Origin of the sequence: Parabacteroides sp. AF39-10AC, from assembly GCF_003635405.1 — a bacterium.
Classification (GTDB): Bacteria; Bacteroidota; Bacteroidia; order Bacteroidales; family Tannerellaceae; genus Parabacteroides; species Parabacteroides distasonis.
The window spans coordinates 1-25,526 of sequence record NZ_QTLP01000014.1 but is presented as its reverse complement, the minus strand read 5'-3'; the positions used below and the strand labels follow the sequence as shown (position 1 = coordinate 25,526).

The following is a 25,526-nucleotide window of genomic DNA, read 5'->3' as shown; positions in this document are numbered from 1 at the left end:
CTTATTTTCGTCCAGCCTCTTTTATCAACGAGACTATCTTATTATTCAGGTTATCAGCCTGTAAAAGCTGTTCCAACGTAATATGCATCCGGTAGCGCCAATAATGCGTTGAATTCGCAGGAACGTTAATACGCTCGGATTCTATATCCTTCCGCTTGATAGAATCATCCATAGCAAACCAATCCTGCAACGGAATAATCGTCAGCATGGAACGAGTCTTCAAATGATTAGAAATAATCTGGGCAACGATTTCAGCCGTACATTCATCCGGGGCCTCACCGATCCGTTGCAATACATGGTTGTAATAACGCTGTGTCTTCTCCGGATCTTCTTTCCACCAATTACGAAGAGGAGTCATATCATGTGTAGAAGTCGTACAAACCGAATGATAAGGCAGATTGAACATATCGGAAAATTCCCGCTGTGGGCTCTTCGGCATACGCTCAATCTCCAAGCTTAGTATTTGCAACTTATTCATAACCTCGGGAACAGAGGCGGGGATCATACCGAGATCCTCTCCACAAACCAACATCTCCGTGGACGCAACCAACGGTGTCAAACGCTTAAACGCTTGCGCCTTCCAAAAATCATTATGGCGATGATAGAAGAAATGCCAGTATAACTGATCGAACGCATAACGGTCGGAACCACTCAATTCCCGATAGATATAGGATTGATTCGCCGAGATCCGGGGATGAAACTTATCGGTCTCTCTTGGATCACGAAGAAATAATACCTCATTCGCAATCGTAAACAGGCCATTCTTGATCCGTAGGGAAACAGGATCCGCCTTATCCGCAAACAACGCCTCAATCTTCCTTTGCGTATCACAGAACGGTTTTAACACATAATGCCGGGAGGAGGATTGTGCCAAATAAGCACCTATCACCTCTTCTGTATTTTCCTCAAACAATTCCGATAAGAATTGTCGATTGATATGTGGGGTCGTGAAACGAGACTCGTTAAAATTCAATCCATACTGCTCGATCTCTTCTCTCGAGAACGGCAACGCTGGATTGAAATGACCACAAAGCCCTTGCACATATTCACAAGGAACCTCCCATATTCGGAAAAATCCCAAGATGTGATCTATACGGAAACAATCGAAATAATCACTTAACTTAGCGAAGCGTTTTTTCCACCAAGAGAAATTATCTTTCTCCATCGCATCCCAGTTATAAGTCGGGAACAGCCAGTTCTGACCGTTCATGGAAAAGTCATCGGGGGGAGCACCCGCTTGACCATTCATATTAAAATATTTCGGTTCCGTCCAAGCCTCTACACTAGTGCGGCTCACGCCAATGGGTAAATCACCTTTCAATACAACTCCATTCTTACGGGCATAATCCGATACCGACTTGAACTGGTTGTGCAATACATATTGCAAGAAATAAGAGAACGAGATCTCCGGCCATGCGTCACTATCTTCCCGGCATAGGGCGCGAACACGTGTCTTATTGTAAGTAGAATTACCTTGCCATTGAGAGAAATCCGATGTCCCATAACTTTCCCGCAAGAAGCAATAAGTAGCGTAAGGCATCAACCATGACTCATTTTGCGCCAAGAACTCTTTAAACTCCGGCGTATCTAATACAGCCTTACCCTCCCCTGCGAAATATTCTTGACAATAACCCAATTTATATTTCAGTACTTCCTCGTAATCAACCGTATCTTTTGCGTTTAATTCTTTTTGCTTCCCTGCATAAAAAGCAGCTCTCTCCGGATCTTGCAAGGTCCCCAAAGCCGATAAATCCACATACATGGGATGAAGGGCATAAATAGAAATAGCGCTATACGGATAGGAATCCACCCAAGTATGGGTCATCGTCGTATCATTCATAGGTAATACTTGAATGATACGTTGGTGCGTCTTTCTAGCCCAATCCACCAACATGTGTAAATCTCCCAAATCACCTACCCCAAAGCTCTTTTCCGAGCGCAAGGAAAAGACGGGGATAACCGAGCCGGCACAACGCCATAACGGTAAGCTATCCCGGAAGTAAAGACCAGATATAACAACGGTCTCACCCTGTTTCTGGGGAACAAGACTTAGAATACGATTCTCATCACTCTCCCAATACAAAGGTTGACGGGAATCATTATCCCAAACCAAAAATTTATATTCTAAAGGATACCGTATCTCCGCAGCGTCTAAATCAATATGCCATTCCGGAAAAGTATCGCAACTCAACAATAAAGCCTTGTCCGGATGCCAGTTACCTAAGCATTCTTGATTTCCAGTAATGGCTACACACTGATTCTTTTCCACCCGGGGAGCGGATATCTTTATCACCAATTTTCTTCCACTTCTAACGACCCTCTCATGTGTATTGCAGGGATGAGCGAATAAACTTTTGGTGAAAGCAGAAGAATAAAAGGCTAGATTATCCGGACGGATTTGCCAATAATCATAAAGGATGTAAGAATCAGATTGTCCATCCAATACAATCCGGTGATTCTTCTCCCACTCCTCAAAGATCTGCTTATCATTAACACTTAAGAAATATCTATATTCTATATCTTTTATATCGGGTGGAAGATCCAGTTCCAGTTTCCAGTTTCCATCCCCAGAGTAATTCATCTCCTTAGCCAAAGCAGGTTCCCAAGAGCCTAATTCCGGTATGGAGCCCACTACACATAACTTCTGTCCCCAAACGGTATGGAAGTTTATATTAAAAGTGACTTTCATGGTATATAGATTTAGTCAATTATTTAACCGCATTTAGAGGCTCCGCAATTCGTGCAGATCAAACAACCTTCTTGATAAATTAAGGTCTCCAACCCACAGTTCGGACATTTCTGCCCTTTCGCTTCCATGCCGTTCGGTAAATATTTCTTCAAGGCCCGTTCCACGCCATTCTTCCAAGTATTGATAGACTCGCTATTCAACTCCATACCCTGTACCAGTTTTATAACCTGATCAATAGGCATTCCGTAACGGAGCACACCGGAGATCAATTTAGCGTAGTTCCAATATTCCGGATTAAACTTGCCATCCAAACCTTCGATTGTCATTTTATAACCGCGTTTATTCTTGAACTGGAAGTCGTAATGCTTATTACCATCCTCATCATAGCTCTTGATGATCGTACCTTTAGAAACGTTTTTAGGTAACATGATACCCTCGTCATCATCGGCCAAACCGGTAAAGATCTCATACGGACGGCCATTCAACAAGCCGACGAAAGCGATCCATTTCTCACGGTTATTCTGAAATTTTACCACATCCGCATCCAATTCACGAGGACGGGTAGATACGATAACCGGTGGTTGCATGCAGTTACAATCCTCTTTTTTCTTCTTTTTATCTGTCGCAATCAAGACACCGGAACGAGAACCATCTCGATAAACAGTACATCCTTTACATCCGCATCTCCATGCCTCAACATACAAAGAGTCTACCAACTCCTCACTTACATCGTTCGGCAAATTGATCGTTACGCTGATAGAATGGTCCACCCATTTCTGAATGCGTCCTTGCATACGGACTTTTTGTAACCAATCGACATCATTGGAAGTCGCTTTATAATAAGGAGACTTAGCAACTAGCTCCTCCACTTCTTCTTGTGTATATTTCTTACTTGCCGAATAACCATTCGCTTGCATCCACGTTACAAACTTATGATGGAATACGATATACTCCTCGAAAGCGTCGCCTGTCTCATCCACGAAATCCACACGAGCCTCGGAATCGTTCGGGTTTACTTTGCGGCGGCGCTTATATACCGGCAAGAATACCGGCTCTATACCGGAAGTGGTCTGTGTCATCAAGCTAGTCGTTCCTGTCGGAGCGATTGTTAAGCAAGCGATATTACGACGGCCGTATTTCAACATATCCTCATATAAAGCAGGATCAGCCTCACGCAAACGGTTGATGAACGGATTTTTTTCCTCACGCTTCGCATCGAATATCTCAAAGGCACCACGTTCTTTCGCCAACATTACGGATGAACGATATGCGGCCAAAGCTAATGTCTTTTGTATAAGTTCCGCACAATCGGTTGCTTCTTCTGTTCCATAACGCAAACCTAAAGCGGCAATCATATCGCCTTCCGCCGTGATGCCCACACCTGTACGACGTCCTTGCAAAGTCTTTCGTTGGATCTTTTCCCACAAATGACGCTCTGTTTGTCTTACCTCCATGGATTCCGGATCCGAGTCGATCTTAGCCAAGATCATCTCGATCTTCTCCGACTCCAAATCAATAATATCATCCATAATCCGCTGGGCCAAACCTACATGCTTCTTGAACAAATCATAATCGAAATAAGCGTCCGGAGTGAACGGATTTACCACATATGAATATAAATTGATTGCTAACAAACGGCAACTATCATACGGACAAAGAGGTATCTCGCCACAAGGATTCGTGGAAACCGTACGGAACCCCAGATCCGCATAGCAGTCTGGTACAGACTCACGTAAGATCGTGTCCCAGAATAACACACCCGGTTCAGCGGATTTCCAAGCGTTATGAATAATTTTTTTCCATAAGCCAGAAGCATCGATATCCTTCACATAAACGGGAGAATCCGAATCAATTGGATATTGTTGCTTATAGGTACCGCCATTAACCGCGGCATTCATGAAATCATCATCAATCTTCACAGATACATTTGCACCTGTAACCTTACCTTCCGTCATCTTAGCGTCGATAAACGCCTCCGAGTCCGGATGTTTAATAGAAACGCTCAGCATCAAAGCTCCACGACGGCCATCTTGGGCCACCTCACGGGTGGAATTCGAATAACGTTCCATAAACGGAACCAACCCGGTAGAAGTCAACGCGGAATTCTTAACCGGAGAACCTTTCGGGCGGATATGCGAAAGATCATGGCCTACACCACCACGGCGCTTCATTAATTGTACCTGTTCTTCGTCAATACGAATAATCGCACCATACGAATCCGCTTGCCCGTCTAATCCGATAACAAAACAATTAGAGAGTGAGGCAATTTGATAATCATTGCCAATTCCCGTCATCGGACTTCCTTGCGGAACGATGTAGCGGAAATGATCAAACAGGTCGAAAAGTTCTTGTTCCGACAACGGATTCGGATACTTTTTTTCCACACGGGCAATCTCACTTGCCAAGCGATGATGCATATCATTCGGAGATTCCTCATAGATATTTCCAAACGCATCCTTCAAGGCATATTTATTTACCCATACTTTAGCGGCGAGCTCGTCACCGGTAAAGTAATCCAATGAAGCCTTAAACGCTTCGTCAAAAGTGTAAGTTTTACGATCCACAATTATTATATTTATTTTGCGACTGCAAGTTTACGCATACTTTACCAGTTATCCAAATTACCCTACGTTAAAAAGAATACTTATTGAAAAGTTTTCCAAAACCAAACTCGCAACCCCACATTTTCAACTACTTAAACAAAACCAAGCATCAAATAGTTTTCCAAAAAGAAAACTTAACACTTACACGGATTTCCCAAAACAAAGAAGGACGTCTCTTTAGAGAGACGTCCTTATCCTACTATATAGGGATTCTTAATTTAGTTCTTGAGCAAGACCTCGATTTCCTCTACGGAAGACCGGAAAGACTTACTAGTCTCAATCTGGTCTTTGATCGTCTTACAAGCATGCAAGACCGTCGCATGGTCTTTCTTTCCTACAATCTTTCCAATATGGGAAAAAGAGGAGTCCGTATATTTCTTCGCCAAATACATCGTGATCTGACGGGCTTGCACGATCTCACGTTTACGGGAATTAGTCTGGATAACCGATTGCTCCAAGTTGAAATACTTGCAAACGATCTCCTGAATCATCTGTACGGAGATCTGTTTCTTCTCCAACCGAACCGCTTGGCTAACCACACGTTTCGTCAACGGCAGATCGATCTCACGATTATTGATAACCGCATTAGCCATTAAAGAGACGAGAATACCTTCTAAGTCACGGACATTCTCCGTCACATTATTAGCGATAAAGTTAAAGACCTCATCCGGAATCATGATTCCGTCATGGTTGATCTTATTCTTCAGTATCTTTTTACGTAGATCCAGATCCGGACGGCTCAACTCAGCCGTCAATCCCCATTTTAAACGGGTGATCAAGCGCTCTTCCATCCCTTGCAAATCCACAGGAGGTTTATCAGAAGTCAAGATAAGCTGCTTACCTAACTGGTGCAGGTGGTTGAAAATATGGAAGAATGTATTTTGAGTCTTATCCATACCGATTAACTCCTGTATATCATCTAACAGCAGCACATCGATATTTTGATAAAAATTCAAGAAGTCATTAGTCGTATTCTTACGGATAGCATCTGTAAACTGTACCCGGAACAAATGCGAAGATACATATAACACTTTCTTTTCCGGATGCAACTCCCGGATACGGGTTCCGATCGCATGGCATAAGTGAGTTTTACCCACTCCTGACGGACCAAAAATAAACAACGGGTTAAACGTAGTCTTTCCCGGATTCTGGGCAACAGCCTCACCCGCCGTACGAACCAGCTTATTGCTCGTACCCTCGAAATAATTATCAAAATTATACTTCGGGTTCAACTGAGGGTCCAAATCCTGCGGAGCAGTCGTCATAAAAGGATTCGGAGCCTTGTTAGCGTCCTTGGGAGTGACTTTCTTTACAGCGGTGGAAGCATTCTCCGCCGGATAATCAACCGTACCACCAGTGGTCTTATCCACCATGATACGGTAGTTAAGAATGGTTCCTTGACCGATTACACGATACAATGTAACTTTCAAAACATTAACATACTTCTCTTCCAGATACTCATAGAAGAATTGACTAGGCACCTGTATGGTAAACTTCTTGTCTTCGTATGATAACGGAACGATAGGTACGAACCATGTGTCAAAAGCTGCCTTAGGCACAATATCCTTTATGACCGCAAGGCACTTATTCCACAATGTTTGATAATCAGTCTGCATGTTTTCTTTCTCTCCCACTAATACTTTTTACATTCGGACTACAAAGTTTAGAAATTAATTCCGAAAAAAAAAGTGCTATTTTGTTTGGTAAATATGAATTTTCAATATCCCTTTTAGATTCAGATAGTTACTAATACCTGTCTGATTTACTGCTATTTAGATCGACCAACGTTCAAAAACCCTTTATTTTAGAGACCTCTACAAAAGCGTAAACGCTGACGTCCGGTGACGGAATAAGGCCTCAGGAAGTATCTATCTCACTTTACCTAAAGGCCTTATGCGTATAATCAGCAGGAGTCCCCTAACTTTTTGTCTAATTAGAATGATTCTAAATAACGTCTTTTATACTATGATTTTTTAACATAATCAAAAAACAGAGAAATGGACGTATCTTTTCGGATTCTCCCTCAAATCTAGCAATAGCTTGGAGGCGTTGTCCATCGTGCTGTTCAGATTATCATACAATCCTTTGTCGTTCAACAATAAGCCGATGCTATTATCCGTCGAGTTCAATTTATCCGTAGTCAACTTCAAGTTCGCCAAGGTCGCATTGATGGAATTGACCGTTGTAGCCAAATCCAATTCTTTCAAGTTGGCGCTCACCTCCGAGAAATTATCCGTCATCGTCTTCAAGTTATTCACGATACCCGGTACATCCTTACTCAACATCTGATTCAACTGACGGGTAGACACCTCTAGGTTGCTAGTCGTTTTTTCGATATGATTCAAGGATTGAGCCAAGGCCGGATGAGCGATCAAGGTTTGCAAGCTACCCAAAATCGTGTCGATCTTCGGCAAAAGGTTCTCAACGCTTGGCAAGATCTTCTCCTGTACGGATTGCATCATATCCTCTTCCATTCGTCCCTCGAGCGTAGAACCCGGCTTCAAAAAGTCATCCACGTAAGTGTTCAAATGAATATGCAACTCAGCTCCGCTTAAGAAAGTATTGACAACCGCTATATAACTTCCCTTATTCAGCCTCATCTTATCTTCCAAACTAACCTCAACGATGATCTTACCGGTCGTATCATAGTCATAAATAATATCACGAACCAATCCCACCTTAAAACCATCCACAAATACAGGGCTGGAAATCGTCACCCCCTTTACGTTGCTGAATGATACGTAGTAATGGTTCACCGGTTGAAACAGGTTAATACCCTTCAGATAATTAATGCCTAAATACAATAACGCCAGACTTACGATCGTCACAAGTCCGATCTTCGCCTCTTTAGTGAATACACTTTTCATTTCCTTTATTTATAATGTATAATTTATTCCTATATCATTAATATTTCACCTTCTTCCCATCCTTAAAAGCGATGATGAAGGCATCTTTAAAATCCTTCGCGATCGTTCGGCGCATCTTCCGGATCGAGTTAAAATCCGAAGTCTCGCCATACGTGTATTTATAGATACCTTTCTCCACATAGAAATCCACGTTCTTGTACCCCTTAAATAACCGGGAGTTCGCAGGAAGCTTCTTATTGGAAGTCAAGAATTGTATCTTATATATAACCTTTCCTTTCGTGTTCCTGTTCACGGAAGTGGTAGAAGAAACTGAGGTTTTCTGTCTTGTAGCTTGCTGTTTTTTATTTAAGATATCAGCCTCGCTCCCCGGAGGCGGAGTTTCCTCATTCGCTACGGGAGCAGCGACAACTCCGGAAAAATTTCCTTTACGACGATCGTAATTCTTCTTATATTTGCAAAAAGCATCGTACAACGCTTCCGCCAATTTATTTTGTCCGGCGGCGGTTCTCATGAACTGCTCTTCTTGACGATTCGAGATATACCCCAACTCGACCAGAACACTGGGCATGCTCGTTTTGCGAAGCACCAAAAAACCAGCCTGTCTTACGCCACGGTCTACCCGCTTACAAGCCCCGAACGATTTCTGTATCTCGGAAGCCAGACTAATACTTTGCTCCATATGCTTATTCTGCATAAACTCGAAAATGATATATGACTCCGAAGAGTTCGGGTCAAATCCCTCATACCGTTGTTGATAATTATCCTCCAACAAGATCGCTGAGTTCTCGCTCATAGCCACCTCTAAGTTCTCTTCGCTACGGGCCAAACCCAGCGTATACGTCTCCGTACCTTGCACGGTACTTCCACGCTTTACGGCATTCGTATGGATAGACACGAAAAGATCCGCCTTATTGCGGTTCGCTATATTCGCACGTTCGTCCAACTCGATAAAACGATCCGTCTTACGAGTATAGATCACACGCACATCCTCCGCGTTATTCTCTATCAGTCGACCCAATTTTAAGGCGACAGCGAGATTTATCTCCTTCTCATTAATATTCGCCCCTCTAGCGCCCGGATCCTTCCCGCCATGCCCAGCATCGATCACGACCGTAAAAGTCTTCTCTCTCGCCTGAAGTCCGGGCAAGAAAAAAAACAACGCAAATAGCAAGTTAATATATAGAAAAGACTTTTTGCTCACTTTCTAAAATTATTGCAAATTCGGGAACAAATGTAGCGCTTTTTTGCTGATTGACAGATGTCTTTTTTTATAATTAAAACAAAAAAAGAGGGCAGTTTCGAAACTACCCTCTTTCATGATATATTAAAGTATCTATTATTCAGAAACAACCTCGAAAGGAACCTCAACGGAAACCTCTTTGTGAAGTTTCAAAACAGCCTTATAGCTACCTACTTCCTTAACAGACTCCTTGATATAGATAATCTTACGATCGATATTCTCGAAACCAGCCTTAGCCAAAGCCTCAGCAACTTGGATATTCGTTACAGAACCGAAGATCGTACCTGTAGAGCTAGTCTTAGCACCAATCGTCAAAGCTACACCCTCTAACTTAGCGGCCAAAGTCTGAGCGTCTTCCTTGATCTTAGCCAATTTGTGGGCACGTTGCTTCAAGTTCTCAGCCAATACTTTCTTAGCAGACTCTGAAGCGATCACTGCCTTACCCGTGGGGATTAGAAAGTTACGTCCGTAACCGTCTTTTACTGTTACGATATCGTCTTTGTAGCCTAAATTCACTACATCTTCTTTCAAAATAACTTGCATATTCTGTCTCCTCTTAATTAATTATTTCATCAAATCGGTCACGTAAGGAAGCAAAGCCAAGTGACGAGCACGCTTTACAGCCTGAGCCACACGACGTTGGAACTTCAAAGAAGTACCAGTGATACGACGCGGAAGGATCTTACCTTGCTCGTTCAAGAATTTCTTCAAGAATTCAGGATCCTTATAATCGATATACTTGATACCGTTCTTTTTGAAACGGCAATATTTTTTCTTCTTAACGTCTACTGAAGGCGGAGTTAAATATCTGATTTCTGATTGAGTTGCTGCCATAATTAATTATTCTCCTTTACTGTTTCTTTAGATGATTTCAGATTTCTTCTCTTAGCTGCATATTCTGCGGCATACTTGTCTTGACGGAAAGTCAAGAAGCGGATCACACGCTCGTCACGACGGAAGTTCAACTCCAACGTAGCGATAACACTAGGATCTGCCTTGAATTCAACCAACTGGTAGAAGCCTGTTGTCTTCTTGTCGATAGGATAAGCTAACTTGCGCAAGCCCCAGTTCTCTTCATTCACGATCTCAGCTCCTTGAGCTTTCAGAAGGTTCGTGAATTTCTCTACCGCTTCCTTCATCTGAGCGTCAGACAAAACGGGAGTCAAAATGAAAACGGTTTCGTAATTGTTCATAAAACGCTGTTTAATATTGATTAATAAAAAATTTTGCGGTGCAAAGGTAGTGATTATTTGATAACTGGCAAATAGTTATACAACTTTTTTCAATCTCAGACTCATTTCACTCGTTTTAGCACCAACATCCAAAAATTCATAGCCTCCTCATTCCGGATCGTTTTCGCTTGCAAGGATAAAGTGGCCGTACCTTTCGATAGAGGAATCGTACCGACAGAGCAAGGAGTAAATCCTTTCACATAAGACTCCTCCCGGAGAACCCTATCCAAATCCGCACCGAGCATGGGTTGGTCATTTACTTGATCCAATGTAAATACAAGATTCTCGGCATCCCGGTCCGTACGAAGTTCAAAAGTAGAGCCTATATTTCGTTTATCGCAAGTATAATAGATAAAAGCCTCGAACAAGCCGGATTCCTCAACCTCCACATTCCAGCTTATCTCCGCTTCCGGGCTTTTCCAATTCGTAAAATAAGAACAATTCGGATAACGGTTGGAGCGTTCGATCGGGCCAGATATCCTCGCATCCCGGGCCGGTAGCTTTGAATAGGTTTCCCGCGGATGACCGATTATAAACGGACGGGTATCCTTCTTCGGGAAATCCGCCAGTAACTCATCCTTAAACCAATTCGAATAACGCTTCATCCGCTCATATATCTCGGGTTCTTTATCCGATACATCCTTCCGTTGCTCACGATCTATATCCGTTTTATATAAATGATCTTCCGCATCCAATAGATAATATGAGATACGCACACTCGTCTTACCTCCCCAATAACTATATAAAACCCGATCTATAGCAGGAGCTTTCTCATCCAGCAATCGCTGTCCCCAATCGATTCCGTCCAGTTTCCTTAACGGGGTATATTCTATTCCCGCCAAACCTAATAAAGTAGGGATTAAGTCTATAGCCCCGGACAACTGGGTTTCCACGGCCCCTTTCCTTATATGTCCCGGCCAACGGATACAAAACGGCGAACGAACACCCCCTTCATCCGTAGAGCCTTTTCGCCCTTTCATTCCACCATTCCACCGGAAACTATTCGGGCCGTTATCCGAGAAATAAATAACAATCGTCTCTTGTTCCAAATCCAATGAATGTAACAAAGACAATACACGTCCGATATTCCAATCTAAATTCTCGGCCAAGGCCAAAGCCGCTTTCGTAAACGTAGTATCTTCTTGCTCCGGGAAAGTAGCTCGCTGCGACAAGGTACGATCTTTTACACGGTTCCACCAACTATCCGGGACTTGCATCGGACTATGAGGTGTGTTATAAGACAAGAACATAAAGAATGGATGTTCTTTATGATCACGTATATAATCCAAGGCTTTATCGGTCAGATCATCTATGATAAAGCCCTCGCCCGAAATAATCTCTCCGTTATGCTCCAACACCGGGTTCCAATAATTCCCCCAATGCCCGGAACAAAAACCATAGAACTCCTCGAAGCCCCTTGCGTTCGGATGGTAGGGATATTGCGTACCACTATGCCATTTTCCAAATAGAGAGGTAGCGTATCCGGCCTCCCGGAAATATTCCGCGATCGTTTTCTCTCCCAGATTAAAGCGCTCGCCTCCCCCGGTCGTAGAATTAACGCCACTCCGTACATGATAGCGTCCGGTCAAGAACTCCGCCCTTGTCGGGGATGACACCGGACAGACATAAAAATTCTCCAAGATCGTTCCCTCATGAGCGATACGATCTATATTAGGAGTTTGCACGAAGGTATTCCCCGTGAAGCCCAAATCGCCCCAACCTTGGTCATCCGATAACATTACGATGATATTGGGGAGCTGTTTTTGAGCGAAGGCCGGAATACAACCGGCCCCCACTCCCAAAACACTAAACAATACGCCTAACTTTGTCATTCGATTCAACTTTTTGCCTAATCAAGATTACCTTTATTGCGGACGGCTATATCCTTGATCCAACAATTTCTTCAACAACGCAGAAAGCTCATTCGCAATGCCTTTCTCACGCAAGAAGAGATTATTACTCTCCAAAGAATCGGTCCGCATATTATAAAGTTGGCCTTTCGGTCCATTCTTCACCGGGGATAAACGGGCGGGAGCCGTAAAACCACCGGAGCCCAGACAATCGATATATTTCCAATCTCCCTTCTTGATCGCTAATTTGCCGGAGCCGGACAAGTACATGATCTGGTCTCTCGTCGAGGCATTCATATCACCATCCAATACTTTCTTAAAGCTAAAGCTATCCTCTGCCTGTCCTTTAGGAAGGGATTGCCCGGTTAAATCCGCCAATGTAGCCAATATATCTACCAAGCCAACCGTTTGGGAACAAACCCCGGGGCACTTGATATGATCCGGCCAATGAACAATCAGCGGAACATGATGACCGCCGTCCCACGCATCACCTTTCTGCCCACGGCGGCTCCAGTTACTTTGATGCCCGTATTGCTGGATATCCTCCTCTTCCCATGCGCCTCCGTTATCACTGGCGAAAATGACAATCGTATTCTTCTCCAGACCTAAATCCTTTAGTTTGGCATTCACCCGAGCCACGACATTATCGATATCGCCCATAAAATCGCCATAGGTACCTAACTCGGTAGATCCCTTAAACTGAACGGTGGGCAGCCATGGGGTATGCGGACCGGTTAACGGCATATATAAAAAGAATGGCTTGTCCTTTCGTCCTTCCCGATCGATAAAAGCGATACCCTCATCTACGATTGTCGGGAAACATTCCTCAAACTTAAAGGAGCGCGACATCTCTCCGTTACGCCACCAAACGCCCCGTTCCCAATAAATATCATTCTCGTTCGTATGTTTACGATCCCAAGCGTAAACCGTCTCATCCTGTTTCTTCGGATAAGCGTCCGCCGTCAAGATGACATCCGGGTCCACGACACGGTCATTACGCACGAACGCATAAGGCGGCATATCCAAGGAAGCCGGAAGGATGAAAGAATAGTCAAACCCTAATTCCGTAGGGCCTCTTTTTACAGGGGCGGAGAAATCCGTATTCGTATAACCAAATTTCTTAGGGGTAAGAATCTGTGGTTTCGAGTCATCTTTCAACTGCCAGTCGAGCCCTAGATGCCATTTCCCGACACAAGCGGTCGTATAGCCGGCATTACGCATCAAGGAACCGATCGTCAAACGCTCTGGTTCGATATATGGAGACAAGTACCCCCAATACTCGGACTTCTTCGGCGTACGGAAAAAATAACGTCCTGTCACTAAACCGTAGCGTGAAGGCCCACTCAACGCACCCGCAGAATGGGCATCCGTAAAACGGATACCGTTCCGGGCCAATTGATCGATGGCCGGTGTACGTACCCTAGCATATGGATTATTGCATCCAACATCCCCGTAACCCATATCATCCGCCAGAATGATCACGACATTGGGTTGCTTTTGGGCGAACACCACCGGCACATATAGTAAACCGGTGGCTAATAAAGACAACTTGATCTTCATATATTATTTTCTATTCGTTAATAACCTTGATTCTGAGTCAGGTTCGGATTCGCCTGCCGTTCGCTTAATGGAATCGGGAACAATAGCTGGGTTTCCGTATACACCTTACCCCAATTCGTCTTATAGCCGATAAAGTCCACATATTCCCCGGATTTATCATCCCGGATCTTACGGGTGCGTAGCATATCAAACCACATCTTATTCTCATAACATAGGTCAAAGTAACGTTGGTCCCAGACTTCCTCCAAGAATGCGCTTGCGTTGGTCTGCTTAAACGGTACTAATCCGGCCCTTCCTCGTATTTGGTTCACGATATCGATGGATTGCTGGTTCGGAGTACCATCCGCGTTCACTTGCGCTTCCGCATACATTAATAATACATCCGTGTAACGATATACACTCCAGTTCAAGTCTGACTTCGCCGTATTATCAATAGCCACTTGATCAAAAAACTTATAGATATAATAGCCATTCAAATCCATAAACTCCAACTCTGCCGCTCCCGGAGAGAACTTACTCGGATGCCCCTTGTAGTTCGTAAAGAAATATTGCTTCTCTTCCGTACGCTTATCTCCTTTCTCAAAGCTTTCCACGAATTCCTTGGTAGGGATCAGACTACCATATTCCAAATCGTAGGCGGAAATGCCGGAACGAGAAGGTAAAAAGATACGTACCGACTCGTTATGCCGCTTGTTCAAGGAGAACTGAACTTGATAAATAAACTCTCCCTTATTATTCTGCGACGGAAGCCGTAGGCTCTCATAATCCGTGAAGAGCGTATACTCATTCGATTTTATAACCTCCAATGAACGTTTAGCCGATTCCGCGTAATAAGATTTACCTCCTTGCAAAGGATAACCGGCATACGTAAGATAGACATCCGCAAGAAGCGCTTTCACCGCTCCCATCGAGACACGCCCTGTATGATCGCTAAAAGCCAGATCCGATTGCTCGGCCTCCAACAAATCCGGAATAATGATCTCATCATAGATTTCCTTTACCGGGGCACGAGATACTTGCAGCTCTCCCAACTCCGACTGTACGGTCGTAATCTTAGGGACATCACCAAAGATACGTACCAAATAGAAATAATACAAAGCCCTCATAAACTTCACCTCGGCCATGTAGCCATTAACCAAGGAAGCATCCAGATTCTCGAACTCCCCGAGTTTTTGAAGCGCGAGGTTACAGTTCGCTATACCTGCATAACAATCTTGCCACCAGTCCTCGATATATAAAGAACGATCACTCACCAGTAGATCCTGAAAGTCCTTATAATTCGATTGGGAATTCTCGGAAGTAGCTTTGCCAGTCATATATTCGAGCAATAAGATCGTATTACATCCCCAACCCGGGGTCATCTTATTAAAGACCGTATTCTTCAAATAAGCCGAATTCGTCAAGGCCAAAGCGGACTCCTTACTTGTCAACTTTGAATCGGTAGTCATTGTACCGGTAGGCTGCTCGTCCAAGAAATTATTACAAGAAGACAAGAATAACGCACATAATGAGACGATATAGATTTTATTTATTTTCATAACTCAATCGCATTAGAATTTAACATTTAAACCGAAAGTAAAAGTACGTGCTTTAGGCTCGCTGAAGTCGTCGATACCTTGTCCGAAAGCAGCATCCTCATAGGTCGTAACCTCCGGATCATAGCCTTTGTACTTCGTAATACAGAACAAGTTCTGAGCACTCGCGTAGATTCTCAAATCCTGTAACTTTATCTTCTGGAGCAAGCTCTTGCTGAAAGTATATCCCAAGACGAAGTTCTGCCCCCGAACGAAAGAACCGTTCTGCATCCAATGTGAATCCGGATAAGAATCATAGTACGATTTCATCGGACGACGCTGGGCGACCATCGTATGCTGGTTTTGCGGAGTCCAAGCGTTCAAATTCGACTTGAAGCCATTCGCTACACCCGACCGGTCTTCAGCATTATGAGTAGCGCAATTCACGACATCATTCCCGAACACGAAGCGGAGATCGAACGAGAAATCGAAGTTCTTATAAAGAAACGTATTAGAGATCGTCATGGTCCAGTCCGGGGAGGTACAGCCGATAATCGTATTATCCTCGCTATTGATCTTCCCGTCGCCATTCAAGTCCTCATACTTCACGTCTCCCGGAAGGCGGTTGTATTTAGCCGCTTCAGCGGCCTCGTCCTCCCCCCAAGTTCCCAGACGACGCAATCCCCATAGCGAACCAACAGGTTCACCGACACGCAGGATCAGCATATCCCCTTGCGCATGGCGGGGTTTCGGATAAATATCCTCATCATTCTCGCCTAAGTTCAATATCTTATTACGGTTTACGTTAAATAATACTGTAGACATCCAGTTGAAATTATCCGTTTGGATATTATGCGTATTTAAGGTCAACTCAAAACCTTGGTTCTGCACGGAGCCGATGTTCCGCATGATCGTATTCAATCCAGAAGTTCCCGGGATCGGGGCCTCCAATAATAAGTCGCTCGTCTTTTTATAATAATAATCCAAAGACAGATCGATACGCTGATTCAATACACTCACATCGACACCGGCATCCCATTGCAAGGTCTTCTCCCATTTCAAGTCCGGGTTACCGAACGTACTGCGGTATAGAGCCGTATAATAGTCATTACCAAAAATGGTATTCTCCGAGCCTAGCTTCTGGTAGAAAGCGTAATTGCCGATCTCTTGGTTTCCGATCTCGCCGATACTAGTACGTACCTTTAAATTATTCAGCCAATTGACACCTTTCAAGATGCTTTCCTCCGAGGCTCTCCACGCAAAGGCGAAAGAGGGGAAGAATGCGTATTTATTATTCTTTCCGAATTTGGACGATCCGTCGTAACGGCCTGTGGCCGTAAATAGATAGCGGTCTTTCAAGGTATAATTGATACGCGCGAAATAAGAGTTGATAGACCAACCGTAATCTTCCGATTTCGACGGAATCGTCACCGTTCCCGCTCCCAGATTATGCCATTGGTAAAAATCATCGCTGAAATTCTGCGAGGTAGCTTCCACGCTTTCGGCAACTCGCTGCTGCCAGCTTAATCCAAGCATCACATTCATGCGATTGTTTTTATTAAACTCCTTATTATAATTAAAGTAGTTCTCATTCTGCCAATACATTTCCTTCAAAGTCTCTATCGTAGCGATACCTCCCGCCGTCTTACTGAACTGGATCAGATCCTTACCCGAATAATAATTACGTTTCCTATTACTGGCATCTACGGCGAAAGTAGACTTAAAGTTCAAGTCGTCCGTGATCTTGAAATCCAGATATAGGTCGGCGATCGTCTGGATATTGGAAGTCTCGTTCACCATCTCTTCCAGATACCGGGAAGGTGTATCCTGTACCGCACCGGGGAAATCACGGTTGCTTCCCCAAGAGCCATCGGGATATTTTACGGGAATCAACGGAATAGCTTCCTGTACCAAACGCTTTACTCCATAACTCTTGTAATTATCGTTTCCCTTATTATAATTGAACGACATATTGGCACCCATTTTCAACCAATCCCGAAGCTGGGAATCTAAGTTGATCCTACCGCTATACCGGTCTAGGAAACCGTTACGCATCAAAGCATCCTTATGCATATATCCCAAATGCACGCTATACAAGGTCTTATCGGCTCCGCCCCGGATGCTGACTTGGTGATTATGGTTGATAGCCGTTTGATAAGCCTCATCCTGCCAATCGGTATCATACAGCGGGTTACCGTTAGCATCGAACAAATTCGGCAGATCCGCCGGCGTCACTTTCTTGTACTTGCCTTGCGCATACCCTTCCGGATCATATTTCTGCCCGTTATCCATCGTGGTATTGTAATTCTGCCACCACTCGGAAGCGTTCATCAAGTCCAGTTTCTTCGCCATTTTACCGATAGAGACATAACCGTCGTACGAGATCTGCGCTTTTTCGTTCTTGATACCTCGTTTCGTCGTAATCATGATCACGCCATTCGCTCCACGAGCACCATAGATAGCCGTGGCGGAGGCATCCTTCAATACCTCCAAGGATTCGATCTCACTAGGATTCAACAGATTGATATTGCTTACGCCAATCACGCCATCTACCACATACAGAGGCTCATTCGATGAGTTGATAGAGTTATTACCACGGATACGCACCCGTACTTTCCCGTCCGGCGTACCGCCATTCTCAAAGATCTCCACACCGGAAGCCTTTCCCGCCAAGGCCTGCCCAACATTCACCACCGGCTTGCTCAACAGCTTCTCCGCCTTTACGTTGGTAACCGATCCGGTCAAGTCGCTCTTCTTCATCGTTCCGTAACCTACGACTACCACCTCATCCAATGTCTGTGTATTCTCGCCCAGCTTGATAGAGAAACTCGTCTTTCCGTTCGCCGAGACCTCTTGTGTATTATAACCGATATAGGAAACTTGAAGGACAGAGTTGTCATTTACCTCTAGCGTAAACTTTCCGTCGAGATCGGTAATCGTACCGTTGGTAGTTCCTTTCTCCACCACGTTCGCCCCGATCACAGGATCGCCATTCGTATCGACAATCACTCCCGAGACTTGCTTTTTCCCCTTGACAGTCTTGACCTCTTCCGGCACGATGATCACATAATTCCCGTTTATTTTATACGTGTATCCCGTATTCTTTAACAGCTGTGATAAGACCTGCAATACTTCCATGTCTTTCTGATTCATCGAGACCTTTCTCGACATGTCCAATTGGCTATCGTTATAGGCTATCTTATAAACAGAGCTCGACTCTAGTTTCTCAAATGCCTGTTTCAATGAGATCGAACCTTCATGGAAGGTCACTTTTTGCGCATCGATAGGCAAGCTCCCAGCCATAGCGAGGCTCAGGCAAAGAATAGCGACACGTATAGATTTATTCCTGTTCATGCGATATTAGATTTTTTAGTTAAACATTTATATCTCCTTTGTAGTACGTACTCACTATTAGGACAAGGGAAACGAGGAGCGCACCCAACGGAAAAACGTTAACGAATTATAAAAGCCTAATATCTCCTTAACTCAATCAATATAGATCCCATCCTCTTTGATCTGATACTCCAAGCCGGGTATCATCTCCTTGACCAGCATCATGATGTTCTCCAACGACTCATGCTTATTGAAATGGATCGTAAGTCGGTTGGAATGATAAGCGGAAGTACGCAAATGCACCTTCACGTTGTAGACACGTTCCAAGGTTTTCAAGATTTCCTCGAAAGAATCGTTGTTAAACAACAAGCCTCCCTCTTTCCATGCCGAGTAATCCGAGCCCACCACCTGCCGCACGTCCACCTTTCCCCGGGAAGGGATGTAGACAAGCTGCTCGTTAGGACTCAATATACATGGAGCCACCGAGGGATCATCAGGAAGGATCTTCAAGGAACCTTCCTCCAAGGTTGTCGTTATCTTCTCTTGGTCCGAGTAAGCGGATAAATTAAACTCGGTACCCAACACTTGTACCCGCATCGCTTTCGTCCGCACAATGAAAGGTTGCTCAGGACGTTTTCGCACCTTGAAATATCCCTCTCCCACCAGATAGATCTCTCGCTTATCCCCGATAAAGTCGGATGGATAAAGCAGCAAGGTACCGGAATTCAACCAGACCTCGCTACCATCGGGCAAGGTGATCCGCTCCCGCTTGCCGGAAGGTACGAACCGCTCCATAAAAGCGAGCTGCCTGACATCCCGTGCGTCTCTATATAGATAATAAGAAACACCCAACGACAACAAAGGGATCAGCCAGATAGCGGCGATACGCACCCATGCCGGGATACGCAGACAGGGACGGGGCCTCACGTCCAATGTATTCTCCAACCGGGCGAAAGCCATCTCGCTTCGTTTATCCGCCTCCGGAAAACCGATCTCATTCCAGATCTCCCGTAAAACCTCTTCCTTTTCCCGTTCGTCTCCCGGCTCCGCCAATCGTTGATGTACCCGATCCACCATCTCCCCGGAGAACGAATGATGGAAAAAGTATTTTAATATCTTTTTTATAGGACTCATTCCTGCTTTTCTATTTTATCTTGTTTATAGGACCTACTTTTCTCACTTCACCCTCAATTCATTAACATATCATAACAAGAAGGAAAGTCAATACTACGTTCCGCAATTCCCTTAACGCTAGATTCAAATGTTTTTCTACGGTCTTTTTTGAGAGTTGTAAATTCTCGGCGATCTCTGTGTTCGACAATCCCTCATTACGGCTCATCCGGTAGATCATCCTCCGCTGTGGCGGCATGGTCTCTACAATCATATCCACCAACAATCGCAAATCCTTAGCGACTAAATCCTCATAAGGCGTACTTCGCTCCTCGTCTTCCTCCGAAGCACTCTCCAAGCTCACGAGATTCACCCGGCGGGATTCGATATAATTGAACGCCGTATGCTTCGCCAGCACATAGAGGTAGGAACCGAACGTCCTCACTTCCGTGAAACGACTCCGATGCGTCCAAAGCTTTAGGAAAATCTCTTGGGTCAAGTCCTCGGCATCACTCTCGGACTTCACGAGTCCCAGCACGAAATAATAGACTTTCAGATGGTAACGCATGAACAATTCCCGGAAAGCGGTATGATTTCCAACGGCAAATTGTTCTAAAATGGATTTTTCATCTGTCATCTCGATTAACTCCTTTCACGATACGGTGGGAGCAAATAAAGTAATAATAACCGGCCGTAAGAACGTTTTTTTGTTAATAAACACAAAATTGAAAGGAATCCACTGTATATCAAGCCCTCCCTTCCCGAAGATTTAAGGCTTCTAAAGGCATTCTTTAGCCGTTTTTTCCGTACCTATTCATCTTCTACCATCCGTTGTATGATCATCCACCAACTGTTAGAAGATCATGCAACGGATGATGGATGATCATACAACAGATGATAGAAGATGAAAGTCTACGCTCGAAATCCTTTAAATGTAGGTTTCTTTCGCCTAATGTGTGATGAAGAATCGCTTACCGCTTCCTTATGTTCTTTTTTTTGTCTAAGTTTGTTCCTTCAATGACATTCAATATGTATTGGTTACATCATTCTATCAATTTACTCAAGATCGTGCCCTTTTTGGGTGGTTGGTTATCCGACCGGTTGCTGGGAGACCCGGAAGGTTGGCCCCATCCGATCGTATGGTTTGGCAAAGCGATCAGCGCCGGAGAGAAAGCGTTGAATAAAGGCTCCGAGCGGGCCCTAAAAGGCGGCATACTAGCAGTCGTGCTTATCCTTGGCGTGTATTTAATCTGCGAGTGGATATTGTCGTGGGCTTGGATCATACATCCGCAGTTCAGTGGGTTGCTGACGGCTGTCGGCGTATTTTATTGCCTATCCGGAAAGACGCTTATCAAGGAAGTGAAGGCGGTGTTCGAGGCCGTGGACCGTAGCACGGAAGAAGGACGGCGGCAAGTGGCACGGATCGTGGGGAGGGATACCTCGAACCTGTCGCCGCAAGAGATACGGGCGGCGGCGTTGGAGACCTTGTCCGAGAACTTAAGCGACGGCGTGATCGCCCCGATGTTTTGGTTTGCCCTGCTGGGGTTGCCGGGGATGATGGCTTACAAGATGGTGAATACGCTGGACTCGATGATCGGTTATAAGAATGAGCGTTACCTTGAGTTCGGACGGATAGCGGCGCAAATCGACGATATCGCCAATTACATCCCGGCCCGCCTCACGGCCTATTTGATGTTGCTGGTCTCCAATAATTGGGGGAAAAGGGATTTCGTACGGCGTTTCGGCCCTGAACACGCAAGCCCTAATTCCGGTTATCCAGAAGCGGCCTTGGCGGCGGTCTTGGACTGCCAGTTCGGGGGGACGCACGATTATTTCGGCAAACCGGTGGAGAAGCCTTATATCGGAACGAACGCGAGGCCTTTCACGACCGAGGATATGCGTATCGCCATTCAAGTGAATAGTAATACGGAACTGTTGATGGGTGTGATCGTCACCCTTATTTTACTAATAATATAATATTAATAATATGGAAATTAGATTAAACAAACTGATAAGCGAAGCCGGTGTTTGCTCACGCCGGGAAGCAGACAATTTCATCGAGATGGAACGGGTAACCGTAAACGGCAAGCAACCGCACGTAGGCCAGAAGGTCACGGCGGAGGATGTCGTATTGGTGGACGGTGAACGCTTGAATGTAGAGAAATATATCCGCCTGCAAGAGGAGGAGAAAAAGGAGGTGCAGCAAGAAAAAGAATTACTCGGCACGCTCCGGAAAGCGAAACCCGAGAACAAGGGAGGCCGTGAAGGCGCTAAAATGGAGAAGTTCGGAAAGTTCAATAAATACGCTGCCGCCCGTAAGGCGCAGAAAGAGGGAGGCTGGAAATCCAAGACCGCCAAGCTTACCGACGAGGAGAAGTTATTGCGGGATGCCTTACGCCCCAAGTTCGGAAAGGCACTGAGCAAATCGGCGGTGGCGCAGCGGATCGCCGCCAACCCGAAATCGGCCGCCCTTCGGAAGACGAGCAAGAACAATCCGATCAACAAGGCTAAACGTGCCGCCCACCGGAAAAACAGGAATCACGAAGGCGATGAGTAAGAAAGTGATCTTAGTGACTGGAGGACAGCGGTCCGGCAAGAGCGGATACGCACAGAGGCTCGCCTTATCGCTGTCGCCCAACCCGGTTTACCTAGCTACCTCCCGCATCTGGGACGAGGAGTTCCGGAAGCGGGTGGAACGCCACCAGCGAGACCGTGGACCCGAGTGGACCAATATAGAGGAGGAGAAATACTTGAGCCGCCACGATCTTACCGATCGTGTCGTGGTGATCGATTGCGTAACCCTTTGGGGGACGAACTTCTTCTTCGACAATCAAAGCGACGTGGAATTATCCCTCTCCCTCCTCAAAGCGGAGTTCGATAAACTCTCCCGGCAAGATGCCTACCTGATCTTCGTGACGAACGAGCTGGGTATGGGAGGCGTGCCGATAGACGAGGTGCAACGTAAATTTACCGATATGCAAGGCTGGCTCAACCAATATATCGCCTCTAAAGCGGACGAGGTTGTCTTGATGGTCAGCGGAATCCCCGTCAAGATCAAGGAATAAGAACAACGACTTATATAAAATACTACTATCATGATACAATTTCACATCGAGGCCCCGGACAAAGGGCTGGAGGCCGCTTTACAAGACAAGATCGATAATCTGACAAAGCCGAAAGGCTCATTGGGAACGCTCGAGGCGCTCGCCCTGCAAGTGGGATTGATCCAGCAAACCTTATCGCCTGTCTTGCGTCATCCCGTGAACGTAATCTATGCATCGGATCACGGCATCGCCGACGAGGGCGTAAGCAAATCTCCCAAGGAGGTAACTCGCCAAGTGATCCATAATTTCTTGAACGGAGGAGCGGGAGTTTGCTACCTTGCCCGCCAGCATGGGTTTGAGTTGAAGATCGTGGATGGCGGCGTGGATTTCGATTTCCCCGTTATCCCCCAACTTATCGACCGCAAGGTGCGCAAGGGAGGAACCCGTAACTTTCTTCACGAGGCGGCCATGACCGTGGAGGAAATGGAGAAAGCCCTTCAATACGGAGCCGATATCGTGACGGATTGTTACAACGAAGGCTGTAACGTGATCAGTTTCGGAGAGATGGGTATCGGGAATACGGCGGCTTCCAGCATGTGGATGACTTGCCTCACGCAAATCCCATTGATCGACTGTGTGGGGGCCGGTAGCGGACTGGACAGCGAAGGCGTACGGCATAAATACAACGTACTGAAACGCTCGTTGGAGAATTACAAAGGGGATGGAAGCGCCTTGGATGTAATGCGCTACTTCGGAGGGTATGAGATGGTTATGGCTGTAGGAGGCATGTTGCGTGCCGCCGAACTGAAGATGATTATCCTCGTGGATGGTTTTATCATGACGAATTGCGTATTGGTGGCTTCCCGCTTATATCCGGAAATGCAATCGTATTGCGTATTCGGGCATTGCGGCGACGAGGCCGGGCATAAACGGATACTGGATTTCTTGGGGGCAAAAGCATTGCTCGATCTAGGGCTACGGCTGGGAGAAGGTTCCGGCTCGGTATGCGCTTACCCGATACTCGACTCCGCCGTTCGCATGATCAACGAGATGCATAGTTTCAAGCAAGCGGCAATCACTAAATATTTCTGATATGTTGCGGATACTCGCTGCGTTTATATTCTTTACTCGGTTACCGTTCTGGCGGTTGGCGGAGGTTCCGGCGGCCTGTTTCAAGAATATCGTGAGCCATTGGGCGTTGGTCGGTTGGCTGACGGCTGGTTTGTCGGTATTGGTATTGTACGCTACCTCCTTGATTCTTCCGTCATCCGTGGCGATCTTATGCGCCATGATTACCCGATTGCTGATAACCGGCTGCCTGCATGAGGACGGGCTGGCGGATTTCTTCGACGGTTTCGGCGGCGGCACGAGCCGGGAACGCATATTGGCGATCATGAAAGACTCGCATATAGGCAGCTATGGGGTAATCGGACTGATTTTCTACTTCGGACTGTTCTACCTACTAGTAAGCAGTCTCCCGATCGAGCTAGCGGGATGTGCCATACTGGCTGGAGATCCTTTTTGCAAAGGCGTCTCCAGCATGATCATCAATCGCCTGCCTTACGCGAGGAAAGAGGAGGAAGCCAAGAACAAGACCGTATATAGCCGAATGACCTCTCGAGAATATGTATTTAGCATCATTTGTGCTTTCTTACCATTATTATGGCTTCCCCAACCTGTTTACTTACTAGCGGGTATATTCCCGGTTATCACTTGGTACTTCCTCACCTCTTTCATGAAGAGAAAGATACAAGGATATACGGGAGACTGCTGTGGAGCGACTTTTCTTCTTTGTGAGTTAAGCTTCTATATGGGTTTCGTGATCATCTATCAAACTATATAATTATGGAGATTTATTTAATCAGACATACCTCTGTCGATGTTCCCGCCGGCTACGCCTACGGGCAAACCGATGTTCCATTGAAACCGACCTTCGAGGAAGAGGCGGAAGAGGTAAAAAAAGGCTTGAGCGATCATACGTTCGATAAGGTTTGGACAAGTCCCCTTACCCGCTGCGTGCGCTTAGCTAATTATTGCGGCTTTCCGGAGGCGGAGAGAGAAGACCGTATCAAGGAGGTGAATTTCGGGGAATGGGAAATGAAATCGTGGAATGAGCTATCCTCCGATCCCCGCTCAGAGGCTTGGTTTAAGGATTGGGTTAATAACCCGACTCCAAACGGTGAATCCCTACAAGATCAATACGACCGGGTTAGCGACTTCTTGAATGAGCTTCGCAAAAGCGGGCTGCAAAAGGTATGCCTGTTCGCGCATGGCGGGGTATTGACTTGTGCCCGGGTCTACGCTGGCGAATATCCTTTGCAAGACGCTTTTAAGAACGTACCCTCTTACGGGGCTATCGTAAAATTAGTGCTGGATTAACCAAAATCCGGCACATTTCGAAAGGATAAGATGCGGCACGCCACATCTCTACAACGGCTGGTGTATATACCAAAAAAAGGAGCCAATCTTTCGACTGACTCCTTT

20 protein-coding genes are annotated in these 25,526 nt (G+C 45.5%); 6 read left to right on the top strand and 14 right to left on the bottom strand.

The window, feature by feature from the left end:
• Position 1 precedes the first annotated feature (1 nt).
• From DW033_RS13590 to DW033_RS13525, 14 genes are all read right to left on the bottom strand, one after another.
• Positions 2 to 2,689: a 4-alpha-glucanotransferase gene (locus DW033_RS13590; protein WP_005865486.1), complete on the bottom strand. Its 2,688-nt coding sequence runs from the start codon at positions 2,687 to 2,689 to the stop codon at positions 2 to 4.
• Positions 2,690 to 2,712: 23 nt separating this feature from the next.
• On the bottom strand, positions 2,713 to 5,253 hold the full coding sequence (locus tag DW033_RS13585; protein ID WP_005855085.1) for an adenosylcobalamin-dependent ribonucleoside-diphosphate reductase: 2,541 nt from the start codon (positions 5,251 to 5,253) through the stop codon (positions 2,713 to 2,715).
• Positions 5,254 to 5,510: 257 nt separating this feature from the next.
• Complete coding sequence (gene dnaA / locus DW033_RS13580) at positions 5,511 to 6,908, bottom strand: chromosomal replication initiator protein DnaA (RefSeq protein ID WP_008774487.1); 1,398 nt, start codon at positions 6,906 to 6,908, stop codon at positions 5,511 to 5,513.
• 366 nt (positions 6,909 to 7,274) lie between these two features.
• Positions 7,275 to 8,159 carry an MlaD family protein gene (locus DW033_RS13575; protein WP_005855082.1) on the bottom strand — a complete coding sequence of 295 codons (885 nt, stop codon included), beginning with the start codon at positions 8,157 to 8,159 and terminating at the stop codon, positions 7,275 to 7,277.
• A gap of 37 nt (positions 8,160 to 8,196) precedes the next feature.
• Positions 8,197 to 9,360 carry an N-acetylmuramoyl-L-alanine amidase gene (locus DW033_RS13570; protein WP_009018600.1) on the bottom strand — a complete coding sequence of 388 codons (1,164 nt, stop codon included), beginning with the start codon at positions 9,358 to 9,360 and terminating at the stop codon, positions 8,197 to 8,199.
• Between the two features lie 135 nt (positions 9,361 to 9,495).
• Positions 9,496 to 9,942: a 50S ribosomal protein L9 gene (gene rplI / locus DW033_RS13565; protein WP_005855078.1), complete on the bottom strand. Its 447-nt coding sequence runs from the start codon at positions 9,940 to 9,942 to the stop codon at positions 9,496 to 9,498.
• Positions 9,943 to 9,963: 21 nt separating this feature from the next.
• Entirely contained in the window at positions 9,964 to 10,233 is a 270-nt protein-coding gene (gene rpsR / locus DW033_RS13560) for a 30S ribosomal protein S18 (protein WP_005637107.1), read from the bottom strand.
• A 2-nt stretch (positions 10,234 to 10,235) separates the two neighbouring features.
• Complete coding sequence (gene rpsF / locus DW033_RS13555; RefSeq protein WP_005865478.1) at positions 10,236 to 10,592, bottom strand: 30S ribosomal protein S6; 357 nt, start codon at positions 10,590 to 10,592, stop codon at positions 10,236 to 10,238.
• A gap of 101 nt (positions 10,593 to 10,693) precedes the next feature.
• A complete protein-coding gene (locus DW033_RS13550; protein ID WP_122370114.1) occupies positions 10,694 to 12,463 on the bottom strand; it encodes an arylsulfatase in 1,770 nt (589 codons plus the stop codon).
• A 33-nt stretch (positions 12,464 to 12,496) separates the two neighbouring features.
• The gene (locus tag DW033_RS13545; protein ID WP_122382836.1) at positions 12,497 to 14,041 is read right to left on the bottom strand and encodes an arylsulfatase; all 1,545 of its coding nucleotides are present in this window, start codon (positions 14,039 to 14,041) and stop codon (positions 12,497 to 12,499) included.
• A 17-nt stretch (positions 14,042 to 14,058) separates the two neighbouring features.
• Positions 14,059 to 15,579 carry a RagB/SusD family nutrient uptake outer membrane protein gene (locus DW033_RS13540; RefSeq protein ID WP_122382835.1) on the bottom strand — a complete coding sequence of 507 codons (1,521 nt, stop codon included), beginning with the start codon at positions 15,577 to 15,579 and terminating at the stop codon, positions 14,059 to 14,061.
• A gap of 12 nt (positions 15,580 to 15,591) precedes the next feature.
• A complete protein-coding gene (locus DW033_RS13535) occupies positions 15,592 to 18,909 on the bottom strand; it encodes a TonB-dependent receptor (RefSeq protein WP_122382834.1) in 3,318 nt (1,105 codons plus the stop codon).
• 132 nt (positions 18,910 to 19,041) lie between these two features.
• Positions 19,042 to 20,022 carry a FecR family protein gene (locus DW033_RS13530; RefSeq protein WP_122382833.1) on the bottom strand — a complete coding sequence of 327 codons (981 nt, stop codon included), beginning with the start codon at positions 20,020 to 20,022 and terminating at the stop codon, positions 19,042 to 19,044.
• A gap of 61 nt (positions 20,023 to 20,083) precedes the next feature.
• Positions 20,084 to 20,635, bottom strand: coding sequence for an RNA polymerase sigma-70 factor (locus DW033_RS13525; RefSeq protein WP_009018594.1), 552 nt, complete (start codon positions 20,633 to 20,635; stop codon positions 20,084 to 20,086).
• Positions 20,636 to 21,015: 380 nt separating this feature from the next.
• Here DW033_RS13525 and cbiB point away from each other — a divergent pair, with 380 nt between their 5' ends.
• The 6 genes from cbiB to cobC are packed head-to-tail and all read left to right on the top strand — an operon-like array spanning position 21,016 to position 25,421.
• A complete protein-coding gene (cbiB, locus tag DW033_RS13515; protein WP_122382857.1) occupies positions 21,016 to 21,975 on the top strand; it encodes an adenosylcobinamide-phosphate synthase CbiB in 960 nt (319 codons plus the stop codon).
• Between the two features lie 10 nt (positions 21,976 to 21,985).
• Positions 21,986 to 22,555 carry a S4 domain-containing protein gene (locus DW033_RS13510; RefSeq protein WP_009276779.1) on the top strand — a complete coding sequence of 190 codons (570 nt, stop codon included), beginning with the start codon at positions 21,986 to 21,988 and terminating at the stop codon, positions 22,553 to 22,555.
• Positions 22,548 to 23,063 (top strand): bifunctional adenosylcobinamide kinase/adenosylcobinamide-phosphate guanylyltransferase, encoded by a 516-nt coding sequence (locus DW033_RS13505; RefSeq protein ID WP_008774497.1) that lies wholly within the window; start codon positions 22,548 to 22,550, stop codon positions 23,061 to 23,063. Before DW033_RS13510 ends, DW033_RS13505 begins: the two co-directional genes overlap by 8 nt.
• 30 nt (positions 23,064 to 23,093) lie before the next feature.
• Positions 23,094 to 24,134: a nicotinate-nucleotide--dimethylbenzimidazole phosphoribosyltransferase gene (gene cobT, locus DW033_RS13500; protein WP_008774498.1), complete on the top strand. Its 1,041-nt coding sequence runs from the start codon at positions 23,094 to 23,096 to the stop codon at positions 24,132 to 24,134.
• A 1-nt stretch (position 24,135) separates the two neighbouring features.
• Complete coding sequence (locus DW033_RS13495) at positions 24,136 to 24,885, top strand: adenosylcobinamide-GDP ribazoletransferase (protein WP_048928354.1); 750 nt, start codon at positions 24,136 to 24,138, stop codon at positions 24,883 to 24,885.
• A 2-nt stretch (positions 24,886 to 24,887) separates the two neighbouring features.
• Positions 24,888 to 25,421 (top strand): alpha-ribazole phosphatase, encoded by a 534-nt coding sequence (gene cobC, locus DW033_RS13490; protein WP_005855050.1) that lies wholly within the window; start codon positions 24,888 to 24,890, stop codon positions 25,419 to 25,421.
• The last annotated feature ends 105 nt before the right edge of the window (positions 25,422 to 25,526 follow it).